This is a genomic window from Pseudomonas sp. ADAK13 (genome assembly GCF_012935715.1).
Lineage (GTDB): Bacteria > Pseudomonadota > Gammaproteobacteria > Pseudomonadales > Pseudomonadaceae > Aquipseudomonas.
The window spans coordinates 2,276,629-2,299,076 of the sequence record NZ_CP052860.1 but is presented as its reverse complement, the minus strand read 5'-3'; the positions used below and the strand labels follow the sequence as shown (position 1 = coordinate 2,299,076).

Genomic DNA, 22,448 nt, shown 5'->3' with positions numbered 1-22,448 from the left:
GGGTCCTTCAAACGACTGCTCTGCCAAGCTCTTCACCTCTGCGGCTCGGAAGCTTCTCGGTATCGATGCGTTTCCGATACGAAATCGATAAATGCCACTGCTGCGGCAACCGCAAGCCGAGCATGCCTGGGCTGCAGCCCGCGATGTTGGCCGTCCTTGCCATGTCCGGTACCGTACAAACCTCTCAACTGCGTGAGATTGCTGGTCAACTGAGTGAGGTTGCGGAGGATATTCTTGATGTTTTCAGCGCCCTTAGCTGCTTCACTGACTCCGTCGGGAACCAGCTGCAATGCTTTGGTAACCTTCTTCGTCAGATTGCCTAGGTCATCGGCCTTAGTGAACGGAATTTCTCGTTTCGTGAGAATGGACTTACAGCAGCTTTCTAACAGTTCTTTGGCCGTCCCGATCGCCAATTCGGGGTCTGAATCTACGGCATATTCCAGACGTTCAATTTGCTTCGCCATCCATCCGGCGCTCAGCGCCTCGACAACAACTCTCGCTCGCATGACCGACCTGGTTGCGTTCGCTTCTGTCGAAGCGCTGCTTATCAACCGGTAGGAAAAGCGCGGGCGGCCGGCGATTTGCTGCTCCTGGTACAACTCCCAGCCGGCGTTCTGGAGTTGATCGTTGAAATGCTCAACGAGCTTAATCGCTTCTTCTCGTTGGGGGCGAACTACGGGGTGCACCGTTTCGCAGAGAAACCGGAGAAATGCCTCAGCGCTCCCATCGAAGAGGTTGAATCGGGAGTCGCTGAAGACCCAGTCATCGTCCCAGTCATCGTTGTTATAGCGATGTTGCCAAATGTCGCCGACGGCGTCTTTGTAGCGATTGTCTGTGGAAGGAAGGGTTTCGAGCTCATACAGGCGACTCAGAAACTCAACATCATTGAGCTCGCCATACCACTTTACGTTCTCTAGACGTAGGCCATCCGTGATGTTTTGCCGCACCGATTTCGGTAGGTTGGAAGACTTCCCGGAACGCCAATCCACCTGATACTCACGTGCAGGCACGATCAGCGCTGAGTACGCGTCGCTTTGCTCGTGCTCAGTTACCGCCCTTAGCGCGGTTGTGATCCTTTCCTGGAGCTGGACCCGTTTGACCCCAAGCTTGGCGTACTCCAAAGCAGGAATGATAAAGTGGATTTCCCAATAGTTGGTTCCGCCATTCCAGTTGTCGTTGCCTGTCAGTATCGCATTCGCAGGATGACCGCGGACTACCTCCGCCGCTTCATCAGCACCCTCTGCGCGGAGAACCGCGTATACCGTCGCCAAAAGCGGCTCAATTTCGGTTTGCTCCATACGGCCCCCCAATCCAGATAACTGAGAGTCATCGTAGCTAGCAGGAAGGGCCATCTGCTATCAAAAAATAGATAGGTCGGTGAAAAGCTAAACCCGAGGCATGCCCAGCAAACCAGGGGCCATTCGCATGCCTTTCAGTTTTCAGCCCTTTCCCTACTTGTGGTCCTCATTCCCTGAACCTGCAAGCGTGCCTTCCCTTCAGATAACCCCGCTTACGAGATGTAGACCCTGTCCGAGACGGCGACGCCACTTCCTCCGCTGCCAGCCGGATTACCTCCCAACAGAGTGTCAGTCGACGGTGATGAAACGAATCGAAACCCATCCTCCTAGTTGGTTACCAACACCCACTCCACTGCACCGTCACTATCGTCAGCGGTGGGCAGCACTTTGGTGGCGGGCGTCGGTGATCAAATTAGCTGCGGCGCCATCATCCGGACCGGCGTGTCCAGCACCATCATCGAAGGCCAGCGATAACCAGAAACTTCCTTAGATAAGGCCATGGATGGTTAATCCTGCTGTGAAGTAGGGATGAGAGAACATGCCGGTTTCAGGCGCGCCAGCTAGTCGCCTAATTGCTTTCTCCAGCTCCTTACCCGATAGCTGCGATTCCAATATTTCAATCACGGCCGCGCGCGTACTCGCTCGCAATCGGGCAATTGCTCTAGCCAGAGCTTCCGAGGGAGGGAATCCCAGCTTAAGACTTTCGCCCACCAGATAGGAAAGAACAAAGCACGCCGTATCTGAGGATTTCCAGCTGCCGGCCAATGCAATGGCTCGCCGATTCAGTAGAAAGAGATTGGGCAAAGCCACAGAATCACTTGTACGGAAGCTCTTCTGAAAGTTGCGAGCCGATCTGGTCCCGGAGAAGCAAGTATTCAACAAGACCAATCGCAGTTGGAGAATCGGAGCCGCAACCTGAAGCGCGCTGACGCTCAAGAGGTGGGGATTCTCGGGGGTGCCCAGTTGCGCAAAGTAGGCATCTCTGAAGAATTTAATCGAATGACCGTGGGTAGACACCACCAACGCGTCATATCCCTGAAGCACTTCCTCAAGATTTGACTCGTCATCCTTAGCCAATGAAACCGCCGGGGGTAAACCCGCCGACTGCGTGAACGCCTTCGCTTCAAACGAAGCAAGCAAAAGGTCTTCCTGCGGATCAACAATGGCAATCGTTGAGGAAATAGGGCCTTCATCTTCACAACACTCAGTCAATGCCGGAACCGTCCTGACCTCAAAATGTCCTTCGGACATTCGAACGGATAGCTCGGAATTGCGAAGAGCGAATTCAATCAGCGGAACGTCGTTAAAGCAGTCCTCGATGAGTCGGATGGACTTGCAACCAGCATCAGCAACTTCTGCAAATACAGGATCCAGCACCGGAGCAATCGCGTTGATAAGACTACTCAACTCGCTCATGAATTGGCCCTGAGAAATGAACTGTTGCGCGTACTTTAGCTGCGCTACATGCCACTCCTTGATCAGCTCTAGCGGTAACTCCACCCGTTTGTACTCACCACCAATGAAGTACCACAGGAGCACGGTTTCCCCTGCATAGGTCATCATCATCAAGCAGTGACCGGCATTCAATCGAGAGCGGCAAAGCTCTGATTGACTCTCGGCGCTTGTAAGATCCAATGGGCGACCAATCGCTTCGGAGTGAAGCATTGCGGCAATGTTTGACAACTCGTCCCACAACTCAACCCTGTTGTATGAATTCCATGCGTCGTCCCACTTCTCCCGAAATCCATAGATGTGTGGGGCACCAACTGCACGAATCTGTAGCAGGACCCTATTCAGCCTCTCAATCAGCCTATCCGATGCAGGCCGCGATTGAGCGACTTTGCTCGCCCAGCTCAGTATCGTCAGCCAATCCCCCATGGCATTGCCCCGAACTGCGAGCATGGGCAGCAAAACGTCCGTTGCATTACCTTTGCTTGGGAGATCCCGCATCAGACTTTCAATTCGGCAGATGTAGCGAGTGCGGATCCCGCGTCGATGGTGCAACCTGAGCACATTTGAAAGAACATCATCAAGGTGCCGGGCTACATCGCTGAGCCGTCGAGCCAATTTGGGGGCATCGCTGTTCTCTGCCGCCAGTTTAGAACCGCTCAGGCATAATTCGAGGAATACCTCAACGCTCTGCCCCTCCGGGGAAATAGCTGCCTCTGCCTGCGCAAGCACTGCTTCAGCATCTGCTAGCCGGCCACAGCGCCTCAAGCATATAGATAGATTTCCATGGATGAAAACCGACAATCCCAGTGTGCAAAGACTGCTAGCCAAAGCGATTTCACAATACTCAATCGCCTTCTCTTCGTTACCAGTATTCATGTACGCCACTGCCAGATTTCCTAGCAACTCCGGGGGCGGCTCAACGGCAAGCTCTTGATACACACTCAAGGCCTTCTCACCTGCTCCAACTCCAAATGGGTAATCGCCCTCCTCGCAAGCGACGATCAATGCGGTGGCGTAGCACTGTGCGATAAGCTCTAGCGACCAGAGCGAATGAGCAAGAATCTCCGCGTCATTCACACATCGATATGCCGGCTGGGTAGCACCATGCCCTGAGTAGATTTTTGCGGCCTCTAGATAGAGAACCACCACCTTTTCTTCCTGCCCATAGCGCTGAAGCAAGCGAGCGACTTCCGCCATTACTCGCGGCCGCTGATCGACACCAACCCCATATGAGTCTGCACTAGCTAAGATGTCATCAGCCAACTCAAGAACCGTGCTTTCACTGGCATCGCTTTCCAAATCAGCGATGCGTTCGACAAGCACAACTGCGTCTTTGAACTTGTGCTGAGTGAGCAGCGCGCGAACCTGCAGCTCCAGGTATAAAATGGCCTCGTTAAGGAGCCCGGAGCTGAGGTATGCCTCTACAGCACTAGCCGCGAGTTGCTCGACGTGAGCTGGATGCTCCTTCGCACTCTTTATCAGTGCGTTGTATATATCGACGATCCAGATGCCGTGGTGATCGAGATATCCATCTTCAATCAATTTCTTGAAGGCTGCTGGTTGTAATGAAATGAATTCATCCAAGTCCATGGAGTAGAGTTCCTTAGCTGACTAATCGTGACTGTGGATGCCCCGCGTTGCTGAAGCTGCAAGCAAGGTTTGAAATGCAGAATTCGACCTTGCGAGGGCTAGCTCGGCATCATACGCAAGCCGCGCTCGCCACGGCCAACTGCCATGCACCCAGCGATGGTTTGCCTTTTCCTCTAGCTTCGTACGCGATTACCGAATCCACCTAGATCATCAGCCACAGCATCAACGCCAACGTCCTCCGCAAATGGAAGCCGATCTATCGAGACCAGCCAGTGCAACCTCCCTGATAGCGTTTATCCTTCTAAAGGCTGCACTTACCCCCCCAAAACTGTCGCAATGGTACGAAAAGCAGATTGCCAGCCAACCAAAATCAAACTGCTTCCGAATTATAACCAATTGATATAAATCACTTTTCATTCATGGCACGCGTTCAAAGTGCCGATCACCTAACCTCAACGTGTTCTGCAGATGGTGGACGCGCGAAACGACTGAGACTGCGACGGCCAGTTTCTTGGCTCGTTGCTGAAACAATTTAGCTCACTCACCAGTTGCTCCAAATCTCAGAAGGGCCATACGATCATCTACTTCGCAGCTCGATGACGGCAGAGAGAGAAACAAGGATGGTGGATTTCAACAAACTCCGGTCACAGTCTCAGCGACCCGCACCGATTGATCCTCTGGAAATTTTTAGACGTCTACCCAAACCTCAAGGCATCAACGATTTATACACCAGCCAGGCAGAGGTTTTGGAGGCATGGTTCAAGCGCAAAGACGAGCGGGATACGGTAGTTAAGCTGCATACCGGTGGCGGAAAGACTCTGGTTGGACTGCTAATTGCACAGTCAACACTGAACGAGCTCAAAGAGCCGGTGCTCTATCTGGCACCGACTAAACAGCTGGTCAAGCAGACTTTGGAAAAAGCGCAATCGCTTGGTATCGCCGCAGTACCTTACGTATCGGGTCAGCCTTTGGCGGATGATTTCGTAAACGGCAAGGCAGTAATGGTGGCTTCTTACAAAGCGCTGTTCAATGGCTTCAGTAAGTTCGGAGTCCGCGGCAGCAAAATGCCGGTAAAAGCGGGAGCGGTAATCCTAGATGATGCTCATGTGGCGTTTTCCGTAGTACGCGAGTCGTTCACCCTCGAAATTTCATCTGCGGATGACAAAGAGAGGTACGACGCCCTCTGTACGCTGTTCCGAGCTGCATTTAAGGGAATAGACCGACTGGGGACCTTCGACGACACTGTCTCGGGGAGAAGTAATGTCGTAGTCGAAGTGCCTTATTGGGCTTGGCACGAACAGATCGATACAGTTCTCGGGCTACTGCGCAACGACGGCGGTGATACCCCCTACGCTTGGCCGCTATTGCGCGACAATCTCCACTTGTGTCACGCGCTTATCAGCAGCAATGCTTTCACAGTTACCACTGTGCTTCCGCTAGTTAACTGCTTCCCAACCTTTGCGGATGCCCCTCGCCGCATCTACATGTCGGCCACTATTGCGGACGATAGTGAAATAGTGCGTACATTTGATGCCGAGCCACGGCACGTCAACAGCGCGTTGACGTCAAGGTCACTCGCAGGCATCAGCGAACGCATGATCTTAATTCCAAGCCTGATGAAGTTCGATTTCAACGCGCACCTGGTAGCGAAAGATTTACTCCAGAAGGTCGCAAATCACAACCTCGGCGCAGTTGTTCTTGTGCACTCGAATTATGTAGCCAAGGCCTGGGAGAGCGTGGCAACGTTCTCAGAGGGCTCGGTTCAGGTGGAGAAAAAGATCGAGGAATTGCAATCACGGAAAACCTCCGGTCCCGTTGTATTCGCAAATCGATACGATGGCATCGATCTGCCAGGAGACTCGTGCAGGCTTCTTGTCATGGAAGGTTTACCGGCCGGCACATCTGACTATGAGTTATTGCGAGCAGCCACACTGTATGGAGGTGCAACCATCAGCCGTATGCTTGCACAACGTATAGAGCAGGGCATTGGACGCGGAGCTCGCGGAGCAGGTGACCACTGCGTAGTACTACTTCTCGGCTCAGATTTAGCAGGTTGGATCGCCAAAGATGCAAACTTCAAGCTGCTCACGAGCGCGACTCGTGCACAACTCGAAATAGGTTCGACAGTCAGCAAAGAAGTTAAGGATGTCAATGATCTAACCAATACAATCGCTTTGAGTATCAACAGGGATGTTGGCTGGGTCGAGTATCACGCTGCTACCCTTGCAGAGAACGTCACGCAAGATGCCCCCGATCCCAAGCGGTTTGATCTGGCCGCTGCTGAGCGCAAGGCATTCAACAATTGGGCCGACGGATATCACGACAGAGCGATCGCAAAGTTAGATCAAGCGGCAAATGGCCAGGACGCACCAGATGAACAAACACGTGGCTGGCTCTTCCAACTGGCAGGCCGTATCGCGAACAACTGGGGACAAAATGATCGCAGCGACGAGTTGCAGCGGTCAGCATTCGCCTCAAACCGTAACCTTTTGAGGCCGCGAATCAGCCCACCTTATCGACCGCTGCCAATTCCAGGTGTGCAGGGTGCTGCGATTGCTTCACAACTTCGTGGATACAGGATACGCCGTGGTCTGCTTCAACGCTTTGAGCAAGTGGTCTCGAAACTCAATTCAAATGCATCCGCCAATCAGTTCGAGCAGGCGTTGGCAGATCTTGGTGAGTTAATTGGTGTGTCGACAGAACGCCATGACGACGGTGGCGAAGGTCCAGATGTGCTATGGCTCCTCCCCACAAAAACGGCACTTATCTTGGAAGCCAAGAGCCGCAAGCTGGAAAAAAATGCGCTGACCAAAGAAGAGCACGGCCAACTACTAGTTGCCCAGCAGTGGTTCGACAAAAACTACGGTGGATATACCAGCGTACGAGTTGTCGTTCATCCAACCAATAAGGCAACGGTAGCCGCAGTAGCTCACGATAGCTATGCGTTGACGCTCGACCGCCTGACAGCAATGGTGGCAGATGCACGGGTGCTGCTGCGGGAACTGTGCGAGTCCCAACTCACCGACATTGAGCTTGAAAGCCACTGCCAGCAACTGATTGAACGGTCGCCAATACGGGCGGACAAGCTTACTGAGTATCTGATGCCATTCGTAGAAGGTTAACTCTTTAACTAGGTCCCCTTGTTGAAGGGCGGCCCGTGGCCTTCCTTCACCGTGGGACCTCATTACTGATGACTGCTATGCTACGGAAAGCCGGTCGTTGTCCGGCTACAATCATCGCCGGCTAGTAGGCCTCGGACCACATGGCTGGGGAAGGGGCAAAGCCGAGATTGACTCGTGGGATGCTTAGAGGGTTCATTGAAAAGCACCTCGGCCGAAAATAGTCTCCATCTGCTATTGCGCCCCTTGCTCCAGTAGGATGGCGTACAGCCTTAATACAAGAAAAATTTAGAAAACCCAATTCAAATTGGCCAACCTAATTTTTGTAAAAAAACACCAAACTAGTGAAATAGAACAATACAATGGATAAAACAAACATAAGTACTAACAATACGAACAAAGCAGAAGCCCTGTCGATATTGCGCGGTATTGGCATCAGCTCTGCTGAGCTCACGGAAGACATTAACTCTTACAGATTCAACTTCCGAGGCTCCTCAGTCATAATAACAACCGAAGAAATAAGCTTATACAAAGAGTTTTTGCAGAAAAGACCTATGCTCTACGGGACTAGTATTTATCACGAAGGATACTATGAACATATTATTGAAATTCATGGGAGCGGGCCCAGCGCATTTTTGTTTTCTCGCGAGTTTAGAAGTATATACTTGCAGAATGAGCAATCGGAATTTGAATTAGAAATAAGCCCTGCGTCATCAAACTTCATCTTGAGCCTGTTCGACGTAGAAACCTTAGATAAGGATGTTCTAGAAGCGATTCGAGCTCGAACATCTGCCGGCGGCATATATGGCCGACAAAACTTGAACCTGAGAGATTTATTTCATAAATTTCTATCAATAAAAGTATCTACTCCTAAGGATCACGCTATTGGCAAAAAGGTCGACCAGCTAAAAAATATAGCGGAGTCGGGACTCTATAATGTCTCTTACGGGCACGGCGTAAGTCTCTTGTTCCTTAAATCTTGGGAGCGATCGTTTATGTTCTCCTTAAAAAAACGATCTGAAGAAGTTCAATTCCCGCTTCAGATTTATAATAGCGATCTAGTGGCGTATTATCAAATGGCACTAGGTTCTGAAAGTCCTATACTATCCTACTTAGCTCTCTATAAAATAGTTGAATACTTTTACACCTCAGTATCCGAATCGATTTTGCACAAAAAAATTAAAGACCACTTACTGCTACCTGACTTCTCACATACCAAGCCTGCCAAGCTCAGGTCACTTGCAAGACTGATCCGAACATTTGATATGAAAATGAATGAGCAAACCATGTTAAAAACGGTACTAGAAAAATATATAAGTGAGGAAGGCCTAAAGGAATGGATTGAGGTATACGAGGCCGCTACAGGCGCCGTCTATACGAAAGAACGTGATATTTTTGGAAAGACCTATTGCATCGGACTTTCGAGCAATCAAATCTTCCCGAACACAAGCAACAGAATTTATAGCATACGGAACGCTTTAGTTCATAACAAGGAGGGAGAAAAATCTCGATTTACTCCATTTTCAGGAGAGGAGAAAATACTAATACATGAGGTCCGATTACTTTTAAAAATCGCCGAGGAACTTATACAATGCAGCGGAACAGATATTATTTTCTAAATCTCGACGAATATTAAGCAAGCTCCGCAACACCCGAAATCGAGAAGACTTGTAATGGTCAACTAATTTCGGACACCGCATTAAATTTTTCTCGGCCCAGAGGGCGCCAACCCGCAGCTTGTTGATAGGGGTATCTAGAAGCGTCTGGCTGGAAGCGAACCGGTTGACGCTATGCCCATCGGGTCTATCAAACAACTGATCTGCCAAGCTCTTTACCTCTGCGGCTCGGAAGCTTCTCGGTATCGATGCGTTTCCGATACGAAATCGATAAATGCCACTGCTGCGGCAACCGCAAGCCGAGCATGCCTGGGCTGCAGCCCGCGATGTTGGCCGTCCTTGCCATGTCCGGTACCGTAAAAACCTCTCAACTGCGTGAGATTGCTAGTCAACCGAGTGAGGTTGAGGAGGATATCTTGATGTTTTCAGCGCGCTTAGCTGCTTCACTGACTCCGTCGGGGACCGGCTGCAATGCTTTGGCTTGGATAGGATCAGTGGAAAGTCACTGTCCAAGTGGCCGTGAAATGAGTGTCCAAGTATTCATGGAATGAGCATCCAAATGTTCATGGAGTCCTCATTCCACTCTCATTAATGGCTTCCAGCCACTAAATTACCCTTCCGACCCGCTTTCTCCCGTGATAAAAGCCAATCACACCAATAGAGCGCACGGACTGCCTTACGCCATTTGGGACAGGCTTTCCAACAGGACGGAGAAGCAAGATGCATTTGAAGCGGATAAGGGCGTCAAATTTTCGTGCGTTTGGCGACGGTACGGTTGCCCCATCACTTGATTGGGAGCTTGCCCCAGGACTGAACATCCTTGTCGGGGAAAACGACTCCGGCAAAACCTCTGTAATCGACGCGATCCGCTACGTTCTGTGGACAACCAGCTACGAGTTCATTCGCCTCTTCGAAACTGACTTTCACATCAGGGGCACAACACGAGCCCGCTCCCTGTTCATCGAGGCTACCCTTGTGGACCTGGACCCCGCGCAAGAAGCTTCCGTTCTCGAATGGATGACCCACGAAGCAGACGGGTCTCATAGCTTGATCGTCCATGTGTATGCGCGTTGGATACCACCGAAGGCCAACAAGCGTGGACGGGTCGAGGCAATCACCTGCTCGGGCCCGAACGGCACGGGGCCAGAGATCGGCACGGCGGTTCGCGAGCTCATACGGGCCACCTACTTGCGCCCCCTTCGAGATGCCGAAGCCGAGTTGCGCCCTGGTCGCCAGTCTCGACTGTCTCAAATTTTGGGCGCCCATAAACGCATTGATGGCCAAGAGCAAAATGACTTCGACCTAGCGGCCCCAGCTACCGTCCCCAGCAACCTGGTAGGGCTGATGGCGTTTGCTCAGCACCACTTGGGCGGGCATCAGGTCATCAGAGATGTCCAGGACGACATCAACGACAACTACCTGAACAAGTTCGCGTTCGCCGGCGATGCGCTGTCCTCACGTATCCAGATCGCTCCGGAGCTGGGCCTGCAGCCCATTCTGGAGCGCTTCGAATTAGCGCTGCTGCCATCCTCCACCATAGACCCAGGTGAGCGGTGCATTCGCGGACTCGGCTATAACAACGCTCTGTTCATGGCGACCGAGCTTGTTCTGCTGCGGGACGGTGATGAACTCGGATTGCTTCTGATCGAGGAACCCGAGGCCCATCTCCATCCGCAACTGCAGGAGCGCGTTCAACAGCTGCTCGAACGCACCTCCAAGGCAGCGGAGCCAGATAGCCGCGCTGTTCAGATCATCATGACTACTCACAGCCCATCTCTGGCGGCGGGTGCGGACATCGCAAGCCTGACCTTGGTAAACCGTGCCCACCTATTCAGCCTGGCTCACGGGAAGACCAAACTGCTAAAAAGCGATTACGAGTTTTTGAGGCGCTTTATCGATGCCACCAAAGCGAATCTGTTCTTCGCTCGGGGCGTTGCGATCGTGGAAGGGCCAGCAGAAGCGTTGCTACTGCCCGCTTTGGCTGCAGCTTCAGGATACTCGTTCAACGAACACGGCATTTCTTGCGTTAACGTCGGCGGAGTTGGGCTTTATCACTACGCGCGAATCCTACAGCCGATTGATGGCTCGGCGATTCCCATTCCTGTCGCCTGCATCACGGATCGTGACATCGTTCCCAATGAGGCCACATACATATCTCCTCCCAAGAACAACCGTAAACGATTCGAAAAAGACTACACGCCAGAGGAAGTCGACGTACTAGTCAAAGCGAAGGTCGACCGCGCCCAAGGTGGCAGCACAATTGTCTGCGTATCCAACAACTGGACGCTGGAATTCGATCTCGCCCTTCATGGATGTGCCCAGTTGATGCATGACGCAATTCACCTGGCGAAGAAGGCAGATTCGAGGGGTGAACGGCTGACGGAGGACGATGAGAAGAAGACCATTCTCGAGGCAGGCGAGCGTTGGAAAGAACTCTCGAACGCCGGCCATTCGCCAGTGGAACTGGCGTCACTCATCTACCAGCCGCTCGTTGAAAAAGAGGCATCAAAAGCGATCACCGCTCAATACGCTGCTCACCTGATCTCAACAGGCGACTATGGAAAAGGCGATGAGCTGTTCAACAAGCTGCCGCCTTACCTACAGCAGGCATTACGGCATCTGACTGGTAGGGCTGAGCCATGACAGTTCCTGTGATCGATGCTGCCGATCTTGCGGCTCTAAGTGAACTGACACCCGACTTAAACTTCGATGATCAAGAGCGGCGTGCCGTATTGCTGGAGAACCAGTCTCGAGACATTAACGCGGCACCAGGCAGCGGCAAGACCACGGTACTAGCTGCGAAGCTCCTGATGCTGAGCCGCAAATGGACCTCAACTCGCGCGGGCGTTTGTGTGCTCAGTCATACCAATGTCGCACGGGATGAGATTCAACACCGGTTAGGTACAAGCCATGACGGGAGTCGCCTGCTCTCGCATCCCCACTTCATCGGGACGATTCACGCCATGGTGAATCAGTTTCTGGCTCTACCCTACCTGCGAAGCAATGGAATGACTGTCGATGTGATCGACAACGATATCTTTGCTCGGCGAGCATTGGCGTTAGCCCAAGCTAGCTTTGGTTTGAAGCTTTATATGCAAAATAATGCAAGCGTGGCGCCCATGCTAGAGGGGCTGGTGTACAAAGGTGCCTCTCTGGACCTCGCCAGCGAGTTTGGCTCGCTCCCTAAACCAGGCGCGAAAACCCTTCCGGCAATCGTCGGTATCAAAGAAAAGCTCGTTGCTGAAGGGGTTTTCCGGCACGCGGACATGTTCGCGTACGCAGAACGTTTGCTGACCCTTTTCCCTAAGGTTCGTACCCAGCTATCCCGAAGATTCCCTATCGTCTTTATCGACGAAATGCAGGACACGTCCTGGGAGCAAGAGCGTTTGTTGAAACTGATGTTCGATGAGACCGTTATCGTTCAGCGCTTCGGCGACATCAACCAACGAATCCTTGGAAGCTCGGAAGGCGCGGAAAACCTGACTTTCCCCCGAGGCGACGTACTTTCTATCTCCTCCAGCAAGCGCTTTGGTCCCCACATCGCTAAGTCTGTGTCTAGAACACAGCTGGCAGGTACCGCTGTTACTGGAGAGGCCGTAGACCGCCACGCGTCCATGCTGATCGTCTACAGCACAGGGCGAATAAAGGATGTGATTTCGACCTTTGGAGATCATGTACTAGACCGGTTCAGCGATACCGATCTGACCAGTGGAAAAGTCAAAGCCCTTTGCGCTCGCAAACAGGGAGATGCCATAAAACAGTTAGCAGGCCGTACCCTCTTAGACTACTGGCCGGCCTCGGGTGGCGACCAATCACCCGGACTCAAGCTTGTGCGAATCTGGGCGCTTCTCGGGGGAGCCAAGCCTGCTGTAAACGCATCATTTTCATTAAGATTTGAGGAGATCCGCAGAGCATTGTTTCTGGTACTGCGCGCGGCCAAGGCAGAGATTGTCGAAGGCTTAAAAACCGATCATCAGCTAATTCGAAAACTCCGTGATGCTGATGGAGATGTTTCAGCCTTCCGGCTACTGATTCGTGATCTGTGCATGGCAAACGTGAGCGATGCGGATGAAGCTAGGCGTATCCGTATCGTGAATTCTTTATACGTCAGACTGCGTCCGTTGCTACCTAATCACATGACGCCACAGATATTCGCCGCGCTCCCGGTTTTTGAGCGATCAGAGGCCATGGCTATTCAAGGAGCCCACCGGTCCATGTGCTCTATCGAAAAAAATGGTCGCAGCTTAGGTATTCATATCGGTACCCTCGCCTCGATGAAAGGCGAAACGCATCTGGCGACCCTCGTCATGGAGTCACTAGGCCATCCAAGTCGTCGCTTCGACCTGGAGCTAGCATTGCCCATCATCGCTGGGATTGGCACTCGCTCCGGGAAAATGCCTGAGACTCAGCTTTCTCAATTTCGAAACCTGTATGTCGGTATGTCGCGACCTACCAGCTTTCTATGCTTGGCAGTCAACGCAGAACGGGTTTCGGACGAGTGTAAAACGGCATTGGCCGATCAAGGGTGGGCCATCACCCATTTGCTGTAGCAGGACAAGGAGTGCAGCCTTCGAGAACGAGAGCTTCCTGACAGGCGTTGAGCCATTAGCACTTCATCGTCCAGAACTGATCGAGACCGTCATCAGCACGATGTACAGCTGCAACGCTTCAATGGCGGAGGAACGCGACACATTACTCGTATTAGCCCGCCCGAATGGTGTTAGGGATTGAGGCCGAGTGGGTGAGACGGGGCGGCTGTTTGACCTGGCTCGATAATCAGCACGAAAGCCCGGCCCGCAGCGTAGCAACGGAAACACCCCAAGGACGGGATCACCCAATGCTAGACATGCTCAGTGCATCCATGTTTATAAAAAATGCCCTTCCCATTTACTTTCAGACCAACGGCCATCAATTTTCATTTACCGATTTTGTGCATTTTTTGGCTTCTCATTTACTACTATGCGCAACTCATTTACCAAAAACATCTTACGTAAGGTACTGATTTTCATAGAAAAAATACATATATTTTATAAATAACAAAAAACACTCCTTCTAGATAGACGTAGAATATTGTCGTAGCCTGCGCTGACACTCTCGATGAATAGGTGCTGCGATGAATACCTTTGTTTCGTTTATTTCTGCAATTTCCAATGCTAATCCGTTGGTTTTAGTAACTGTTATTTCTGTGGTTGCCCTCCTAGTTGTAGCCGAGTGCGTCCGTCAGCTTTGCCGCGCGATTTCAAAAGGAGATGATTAATGGCAATCCGTTTCAGCAAGTGCCCTACCTGGTGGATTAGGGATCCGCAGATAGGGCTAATCAAATTTGGTGGTGGAAAAAGCGCGGGGTTAAACATCGCTGCATTGAAATGCTTCCTGGCAATTTCAACCTCGATCGACTTTCACTCGCAAAAAGCAAAATTGTCTATCTCAGACCTGGAAGCTCTGACCGGCCTATCAAGGCCAATGGTCATACGTGGCCTTCAAGTACTCGTTGAGCGCGGGATGGTCAAGGTGGACAAAACCGCACACATTTATGAGTACGAACTGACGTCAACGAGGAAAGATGAGGGCTGGGGAAAGATTCCTTACGAGCGTATCCGTAAGCAGTTGCCCGAAATTCTGAATCGGGGTGCTATTCCACTGACAGCTTTGAAAATCTACCTTCTGTTGATCTCGCTGCGTCCTAACGGATCGGAGTCCATCCCAATAAACTACGAGACGATGTTGGGATATTTGGGTTGCCAAAGGGCTCATATTCGACCGGCACTCGACATCCTTTACAGCCATACCTTGGTGCGCATCACGTTGGAGGGATCGGATGCAAGGCAACGGCATAATGTCTACACGATTCTGGGGATATAGATCTTGTGCCAGTACACTAAGGTAGTGAACCGCTTAAGACTGAATCTCGAAATGCAGAGTCAGGTCGGTTGCTAGGCCTGGCTCGAGTCGCGGCACGAAAACGTGGCCCGCTGGACCGCAATGGACACAACAGACAAGTCCCCCCAGGGTTAGCCAACCATCAGGCGACCAGAAGTGTTGGCGCCAGCGCCGAATTGATCCAGTTGCCGAGATATCACTGACCCGGGCAGCCCCCTCGCAACCACTACTTTTACTGGATTTGTGTTGACTTGAGGGTGGGCTAATCCCACGTCAGCAGGGGGGTCAATTCAGCGTTGGCGCTAATACCATTTGATGAAATCCTCGTCAGCTGTAGCCGAGTGCATTCCAATCTGCCCCCCCACAGCCCCTCAAGCTATTGCGACTGGGCGGTTCTGTAAGAACTGACCGATGGCAAAGCGGCCAAGCTTTGAACCTCTAAACTTGAGTTATGTGTTAACCGAGGCTTGGATGGGATGAAAATCACAGGTCGTGTAGAAGTCGAAGCTGTGACCGACGTGCGTTGTGACGTATGCGATTGCTCTACCCGTCTAGGAAGCGGCAACTTGGAGTATGGGAACCTCCATGCGCATTGGGGCTATGGTGCCTTGCACGACGGTGAACGCTATGAGGTGCATCTCTGCGAAAACTGTTTTTTAGCTACCCTCGCTTACCTCAAGCAGGAGAAACGCAAAGCGCACATGTTTGAGACTGGCCCTAAAAGGCCGGGAGACGATTTCGGGCTGGCCGCTAAAGATGACTTTTTCCGTGACAGTCACTGACCGCCCCCCATGATCAGGTCAGCTATTTAGGCTTTTTGGGACTGGATGACGGTGACTCCATGTACTGACGGAAGGAGCGCATTAAGTCCTCGTCGGTCGCCTTTGGGACAGGCAAGCGTCGGGTGGATTTGGCAGGGGTTTTATCTTCTGGCAAGGCGATATGCTTTAGCAGCGAGCGCTCCGCCTCAGTAGCCGACGAATTAAAAACCCTTGCCTGCACACGCTGGTCGCGATCTGCCCGTGTGAAGCTCACTACGTTCGACTTGTACTCAACGGGTAAGTCGAATGGGCAACGCAGGTCCAAGCGCTTGCTGGATCCTCTGCTGATCGTCTCCAACTGCAGGTATTCGACATCTCTCGCGTTGCTGGTATACGCACTGGACCGGTAGGCCGTATGAAGGTCATCGACTTCAATCCGGTGCCTGCCAGCGGCACGACATTCAATGTAAGCAAGCTTTAGCAACTGTACAACGAGTCGCTTGATACCAAAGGTGGAACGGTAAAGCTCCACCCCAAACTCATCATTGCCGACTTTGACACGGCCCCCACTAACCCTCATGCACTCGTCAACATAGTCAGCCCAATCCTGGCTCTTGGGATCATCGGGCAGCATGATCCGTGGCTCGGAAAGCAGTCTCTGCTTATCCTCGCTGTTACGACGGAGTAACTTGTGCACCAGGCTGTAATTGGACACAAAGATCATAGGGGGTCCGATGACTGCCATCGTCAGCAGGATGTCGGTCACTTTAGACGCGCCCTCACCAGTGTTGATGTGCTGGGTTTCATCCAGAACGACCAGCGTGACGCCATCCCGGTTGGCTAACCGACGGCAGTCCACGAGCAATTTCTTTAGATTGCCCCCACGACCGTCGTGACCACTGCCATGAACGAAATCCAGGAGAAGCTGCTTACCACCAGCTTTGCCGCGAGCGCTCGCATACCACAGTGACATCAGCTCGACGGTTCCTTGGTACAGGTCACAAGTGAGTGCTATCGGTGGAGGGAGAGCCCTCCATAGAGCAGCAATCGTCTGGCTCTTACCCACGCCCGCCAGGCCGGTAAGACAGATTGGTGAAACCTCCACCTCTGGAGGTGTGAAGATTCTGGCCGCGTACCCAGCCTCGCTGCTGAAAACTTTGAGGTTGTGCAGATAAGCCAAACCGATCATTTCATGAATAAAGTTGAGAGATAATTCGCTGGGGATGTATATCTCCATCAGCCTCTCAGCGAGGAGTTGAGCGCCAATCGAAGGGTGAAGCGTCTCCAAATCTGAAACGGGCTCGGGTCGCACGACAACTCGTCTACGGATGCTTTCAATGTCCATATAACCGTCGAAACGAGATTCGATGGTTTTGTTCATTTCGTTGCACCTCTGAAACGGTTGTAATCGGCACTGTCACGCAGTGCAGCGCCGCCTTTGGAAGGCCGCCCTATTTTCCGCTCACCTGCGTCCCAATCCTCGCCTGTATTCAGTTTGAATCTGTCTTCGAAATGTTGATCATGAGCAGGCCTCTCTTCTCGAAGATCAGCATCAGTATCTCGTCGCACATGGTCAATTTCCTGCAGTTGGCGAAGTGAGATATCGATGGTGCCCTGCGACGTACGCACCGATCTCATAAAATCTAACTCATACAAAATCCCTTTAACTTCTATCCAGATGTGGCGAACACACATGACTAATACATATGCTGAAGTGTTGATGACGCCTTGCCGAGCTACCAAATCAAAAACTCCCGTCTCTTCCAGAGCACGGGATCTATATTTACGTCCGTAAAAATAGACGCCATCTTTTCTTATCGCGGCTGGTCGCACATCAAGAAACTCCTTTACAGCGGTATCGAAAGGTACGCCGATCGAGGAATCTCGACCACGCACGCTCCAGTAGCTGTAGATGTCATGGGGCGTTGGCTTAATGCCAGCCAGAATCATTTCCTCGTCCATACGCAGTCGTGCGTCAGAGGTGTGGTTGTCCTTCAGAACGCGCAGAATCTCGCGCTTGGCCATCTGCACAAAATCCAGCCTGCTATGAAAATAGGTCGGCTGTCCGAGTATTTTCTTATCCCTCGGGTGAGACGACTCTACGGAGGCCTTGGATTGACCAGAATAGACAGGTGTCAGCTCTACTGACTTCAGCCAGTGAATTTCTGGCTCTACCTCGTAGCCAGCTGCGGGGCCTCTATCCAGTACGATTCCACCTGACAGACCAATACTAGGCCATTCTTCCGCGCTGATCTCCACACCATACTGCTCGCAGTATTTGACCTTGTCGCACGCCATGGAATAGATCGCCATGCGATAAGCAGCCATATTTTCGCTGCCTTCCGAAAAGCCAATCCCTAGCACCATCCCTGACAGCGCACAGACAGCTCGGACAACACAGAAACTATCTACAGCACTACCTTCAGTTAGACCTGAAAGCTTCTCCGATATGTAGTAGCCATCAAACTCAATGCGTTGGTTAACATTGATGAGATTGTCGGCAAAACTTCCTTCGGAGCCTGATTGAGCACGAGCGCCATGCTTTCCTTTTAAAGAGATACGAAGCTCTTTCGGACTAATCATTTTAGATACCCAATACTTAAACTGGGGGAAGGACGGGAAAGGCTTACTTTGGGGATGTCTAAACTCCACTGTCTTACTGCTCTGTTTGGCTGAAACACAACCAAAAACTCTCGTGAGGACTTCGCTGTAAATCTTGTTTTGAGTCTTGTGGGGAGACTTATAAGTGAGAAAGCCTTCCAATATCAGTTGCTGCATGGCTGCATCACAACGATAGCCATGTCTTTTCCCCTTGCGAGAGGGGCGACCAAGCTTCTTCGTTCGACCAGGTCCTTCTCGACTCCATGCCCCGATTCGGTGAAAAGGTGGCAACAGGGACCATTTGGTCTGGCCAAACACTACATAGGAATAGAACCAAAGCCTCATCCTTGCAGCGTTCTGATAGGGGCGCAGCGCTTTAGCGTGAGCGTTGATGAGAGCGTCAGGATCAGCGCTCGCAAAAATTTCATCTCGGCGAGCGACCAGGCTCGAGATTGCAGCAAAACGCTTATTCACCTTCTGCTCGTAACTCTGTTTCGATGAGGCCCGACGGCTTTCCAGATGCTCGATGGCCACACCTTCGATGGGTATCAGCCAAGGGGGGGTTGAATCGGCCAAGCCATCCTCCGCCAACCATCCATTCTCAACCGCGTCCTCAAAGTCAATCTGGCTCAGCTGAATCAGATGAGTACTGATTCTTTTCCCATCGTCCTTGAACTCGACCAGACGAACCCGGTTTCGCCGACCATCGCTCACGAGGAAGTGGTAGATAATGCCCTGTACGAGACTGAGAAACCCCTCTGGGGCGATGATCCGTGAACCTGCTCTCATGGCGCCGCCTCTTCGAAAAACGAGCCAAAAGCCTGAAGTAGATCGCAGCCACCCGTGATGAGCGGGCGATCGATCAGGATAGGTTCGTTGAAGTCGACGAGGAGCTTTCTATCCCAAATATCCTGGTAAATCTTGGCAATGAACTGATCGCGGAAGCCCCATCTAGCGCTATGTTCAATCGCCACATAAGCGACTGGTTTTCCAATTTTTATGGCATCAGTCACTGCACCACTGAAGTCTTCCAGCAGAGCTGCCCCAAGCGAGAAATCAAGATCGTGCATGCCAAACAAGAGATCCAGATTCGCTTGGATCGTAGGTGATACAAGATCGCGAGAAACTTCAACGGTTCGGATTCCGGCGCTTGCATAGTAGCGCCGCTCTAACTCGCCCCTTAGTTCTGCATGCTCACGGTCTTTCCTCTGCTGGACAGGTGTCTTGGGCGCCATGCTTCGGCGTTCACGAAAAGCTAGAGCCTGGTCTTTGACAGTCCAGTTTACGGCGAAGGGTTCCCCTCGACTGTTGAAAAGGTACAGCAGCAGGTCCCCTTGGTAGGGGAATGGCATTTTGTGCCTGTTCCCGCTCGCATCCTCCACTACGATTTCAAAATGCTTAAAACCAATCTCCCTCGCGACATCAACAGTGCCGCGCAGAGGGGGCGGGAAGGTCCCTTTCGTCAGGGGATGTCCTCGAAGTGGATGGCCTGAATTAACTGGCCAGAGCATTTTCTGCTCGTGGAGCTCAAACAGATCAGGGTGATAAAGGGCTAATTGCGTAAATACCTTCTCGGGTCCAGAAAGTAGATGAAGTGTGCGTTTCAGCTTTCGACTGCGCAGCCTACTGATTCGGGATCCCTTTGGCGCCTCGCGGGGAACAGCCAGCGTGGACGGTATGTATTCACCGCCCCATTCGAACCGGCTTTGGCGACTCATAATGAGGGCAAATCTGTCTTGCGGTTTCATCCGAATATTCCAATCTCATCAGGATCGCGCGAGCTACATTTGCTGGGGATAACAGCATACGCTCCGGCGAAACCCTTATCCTGCGGGCAGGTAACCGCGCGTCCGGTTGTGGATAACGCGCAGCGTCTTGTGGATGAGCGAAGCCGTGCGAGACTTGACGTCTCACATGTTAGGGATAGAAAATGGATGAGTCAGGGATCGAAATCTGACTTATCCACAGAGGCCCAAGGTCGCACTTGGGCCTCTGTCTATCTGACATACAGCGCTCACGTTTAACGAGCTGTCATCTGATTTTTCGAATAGGGCATACCTTAGGCGTCATCGCCGATTGTGAACCGCCCACCATGACGAAGCCTATTTCAGGCGTTACGAGCATAGTGTTTCCTTCGCTAGCATTTCGATTAAGCAGAATATGTTACAGCCGGTAATTCCTAACTGACAACAAGTTTGCGCACCAACCAAGCATGATCTGAGTCGTTGATAAAAGCGGCATCAGTCTGCACCTACCTAGGCGTACACAAGATTCCGGTCCATGGACGGATTATTTTCCGTTTTGAACTTTGGCTGGCGGTACGACGCCTCGACTCTGAAGGCTTTGAACAAAACAAAATAATAACTAGCTAATTAATAACTTAAAGAGATTTCACAATTTTACAACGTGGAATTATGGTGACTCCTTTGAGCTACGAGATAAGGGCGCGCCATCAAAATGCGAACTGCGTATCTGCATTGGTTAGAGGACGAGTGCTTTTTTAGCCTATGTAGTCGGCAACATCTTCTTTGCGCCAACCATTCATCTGCGGAAACACTAAGCTATCTCTTTGGAAGCGAAACTACGTCGTTCTCACACGACTTCCCCCGAAGCCTCGAACTGCTGAATGAAGATGCAAAATTAACATGGGGTAGCTCAGAGGAAATAATTCGTAAGCATACGATTTCCCCTATATTCTTCCCTTTCCAATCACCTGAACATGTAGGTGCTCTTGAGCAAGCCATGAACAGGCCCACGCTGGGTTCTTTTAAATACAGACTAGGACTTGTCACCGGCAGGTTTGGAGGAGAACACCCTTTAAAGGCTTGTACTCAATGTATGACTGCTGATCGTGCGCTTCATGGAGTAGCTTATTGGCATCTATCTCACCAGTTTCCAGGCGTATCGATATGCCCACTTCATAATTGCTTACTTATGGAATCCACGGAAAATAGACAATGGTCGAGACGCTTTCAGTGGGTTCTTCCAGATGAGGCGGCCCTTATTACGATTGGTTCACGTACACCTAGTGCTTCAACCCTCAAAACGCTGCAGGCTATGTCTATCGCAGTGGTAGCGCTCGGTAAATGGGGTAGCTCTTGTCGTTTTGAGCCCAGCATGGTCGTTCAAGTCTACAAGGCCGCGATCAATCTTCAGGGAATTTCCCCTCATGCGCGAGAGGCGACTGCAGAGCGCTTTGCGGAATATTGCTCTATTCTTCAACCTTATCCGCCTTTTTCTGCATTACCCTGCGACGCGTATTGTGCAATACGTTTCATGACTCAAATGACTCGCAAGCCGCGTAGTTATTGCCATCCGCTGAAGCATTTGACTCTCATAATGTTTCTATTCGGACGCTTCGATTTGTTCGTGGGCTCGTACCAACAGCTCGCCGCACAGCAGGAAATATCAGTATCAAGGAATGCTAAACTGATTAGTCAAATTCAACCTAATGAGTGCCCGCTACCAAAATTAGAACTAGAAGCATGCATTCCAAAACCAAAAAAGCTAATCAAGGAACTGAAAGATAAAATTATAAAGTCATTGATGGTAGGTACATCCAAAAAAGAAATCTGTTCAAGATTTGAACTATCAATAAGTACAGTGAATCGGGTGCTGCGCTTTAACCCTTTAGTTGAAAAAGAATTCAACAAGATAATTTATCTTAGAAAGCAAGAGCAACAACGAAACAGATGGGACACCAGTGTCAGTCTAAACCCCAACCTCAGCACGAATGATATTAAAAAGTTGAATCCTAATGTCTACGCTTGGCTTTATCGAAACGATCGTTCTTGGTTATCTAATCGAACCAGTAATCTACCGAGTGGCAGACGCGGTAATCATGTTTGCATGGACTGGGACAGCCGCGATGAAAAGTTACGCACTCTAATTAAATTAACGCTGATCGAGCACCCTACCAAACTTCGCAAGAGTGACTTATACCTGATGGTGCCAAGTTTATTTTCATCACTTGAGAAGAGGTCGCATTACCCTAAAACTAGAAAGTTTCTCTCTGAAATGCGGCAGAGTTTCACTTAGCTTCGGACTACTGGATTCATATCTCTTGGAGCTGACTAAACATCATATTGAGCCGGGCGCTCACCTCATCTTCCTCGGTTGAGAGCTTCCGCA

At 51.2% G+C, this 22,448-nt stretch carries 13 protein-coding genes; 7 read left to right on the top strand and 6 right to left on the bottom strand.

Features of this window, described 5'->3' with window-relative positions:
* Positions 1-32 precede the first annotated feature (32 nt).
* Together HKK54_RS10695 and HKK54_RS10690 are read right to left on the bottom strand one after the other, a co-directional pair.
* A complete protein-coding gene (locus HKK54_RS10695) occupies positions 33-1,298 on the bottom strand; it encodes an abortive infection family protein (RefSeq protein WP_169386765.1) in 1,266 nt (421 codons plus the stop codon).
* Between the two features lie 486 nt (positions 1,299-1,784).
* On the bottom strand, positions 1,785-4,340 hold the full coding sequence (locus HKK54_RS10690) for a tetratricopeptide repeat protein (protein ID WP_169386764.1): 2,556 nt from the start codon (positions 4,338-4,340) through the stop codon (positions 1,785-1,787).
* A gap of 620 nt (positions 4,341-4,960) precedes the next feature.
* Here HKK54_RS10690 and HKK54_RS10685 point away from each other — a divergent pair.
* Complete coding sequence (locus HKK54_RS10685; protein WP_169386763.1) at positions 4,961-7,462, top strand: DEAD/DEAH box helicase; 2,502 nt, start codon at positions 4,961-4,963, stop codon at positions 7,460-7,462.
* A 359-nt stretch (positions 7,463-7,821) separates the two neighbouring features.
* Positions 7,822-9,078 (top strand): hypothetical protein, encoded by a 1,257-nt coding sequence (locus HKK54_RS10680; RefSeq protein ID WP_169386762.1) that lies wholly within the window; start codon positions 7,822-7,824, stop codon positions 9,076-9,078.
* A gap of 212 nt (positions 9,079-9,290) precedes the next feature.
* Here the strand turns inward: HKK54_RS10680 and HKK54_RS33565 are convergent, their stop codons facing one another.
* Positions 9,291-9,446 (bottom strand): abortive infection family protein, encoded by a 156-nt coding sequence (locus tag HKK54_RS33565; protein ID WP_237151078.1) that lies wholly within the window; start codon positions 9,444-9,446, stop codon positions 9,291-9,293.
* A 349-nt stretch (positions 9,447-9,795) separates the two neighbouring features.
* Here HKK54_RS33565 and HKK54_RS10670 point away from each other — a divergent pair, with 349 nt between their 5' ends.
* From HKK54_RS10670 to HKK54_RS10655, 4 genes are all read left to right on the top strand, one after another.
* Entirely contained in the window at positions 9,796-11,718 is a 1,923-nt protein-coding gene (locus HKK54_RS10670; RefSeq protein ID WP_169386761.1) for an ATP-dependent nuclease, read from the top strand.
* Positions 11,715-13,625 (top strand): UvrD-helicase domain-containing protein, encoded by a 1,911-nt coding sequence (locus HKK54_RS10665; RefSeq protein ID WP_169386760.1) that lies wholly within the window; start codon positions 11,715-11,717, stop codon positions 13,623-13,625. The genes HKK54_RS10670 and HKK54_RS10665 overlap by 4 nt, the downstream gene beginning before the upstream one ends.
* 706 nt (positions 13,626-14,331) lie before the next feature.
* Entirely contained in the window at positions 14,332-14,937 is a 606-nt protein-coding gene (locus tag HKK54_RS10660; RefSeq protein ID WP_122736360.1) for a helix-turn-helix domain-containing protein, read from the top strand.
* Between the two features lie 494 nt (positions 14,938-15,431).
* Positions 15,432-15,737: a hypothetical protein gene (locus HKK54_RS10655; protein ID WP_169386759.1), complete on the top strand. Its 306-nt coding sequence runs from the start codon at positions 15,432-15,434 to the stop codon at positions 15,735-15,737.
* Between the two features lie 22 nt (positions 15,738-15,759).
* On the opposite strand, the gene HKK54_RS10650 is transcribed toward HKK54_RS10655, so the two are convergent.
* From HKK54_RS10650 to HKK54_RS10640, 3 genes are read right to left on the bottom strand one after another with little or no spacing between them, the layout of a single operon-like run.
* Positions 15,760-17,097 (bottom strand): AAA family ATPase, encoded by a 1,338-nt coding sequence (locus tag HKK54_RS10650; protein ID WP_169386758.1) that lies wholly within the window; start codon positions 17,095-17,097, stop codon positions 15,760-15,762.
* On the bottom strand, positions 17,094-19,106 hold the full coding sequence (locus tag HKK54_RS33560; RefSeq protein ID WP_237151053.1) for a transposase: 2,013 nt from the start codon (positions 19,104-19,106) through the stop codon (positions 17,094-17,096). The genes HKK54_RS10650 and HKK54_RS33560 overlap by 4 nt, the downstream gene beginning before the upstream one ends.
* Positions 19,103-20,065, bottom strand: coding sequence for a hypothetical protein (locus tag HKK54_RS10640; protein WP_237151052.1), 963 nt, complete (start codon positions 20,063-20,065; stop codon positions 19,103-19,105). Before HKK54_RS10640 ends, HKK54_RS33560 begins: the two co-directional genes overlap by 4 nt.
* Positions 20,066-20,774: 709 nt before the next feature.
* On the opposite strand from HKK54_RS10640, the gene HKK54_RS10635 reads away from it, so the two are divergent.
* Positions 20,775-22,355, top strand: a complete 1,581-nt coding sequence (locus tag HKK54_RS10635; RefSeq protein ID WP_169386757.1) for a TnsD family Tn7-like transposition protein — start codon at positions 20,775-20,777, stop codon at positions 22,353-22,355.
* Positions 22,356-22,448: the final 93 nt, after the last annotated feature.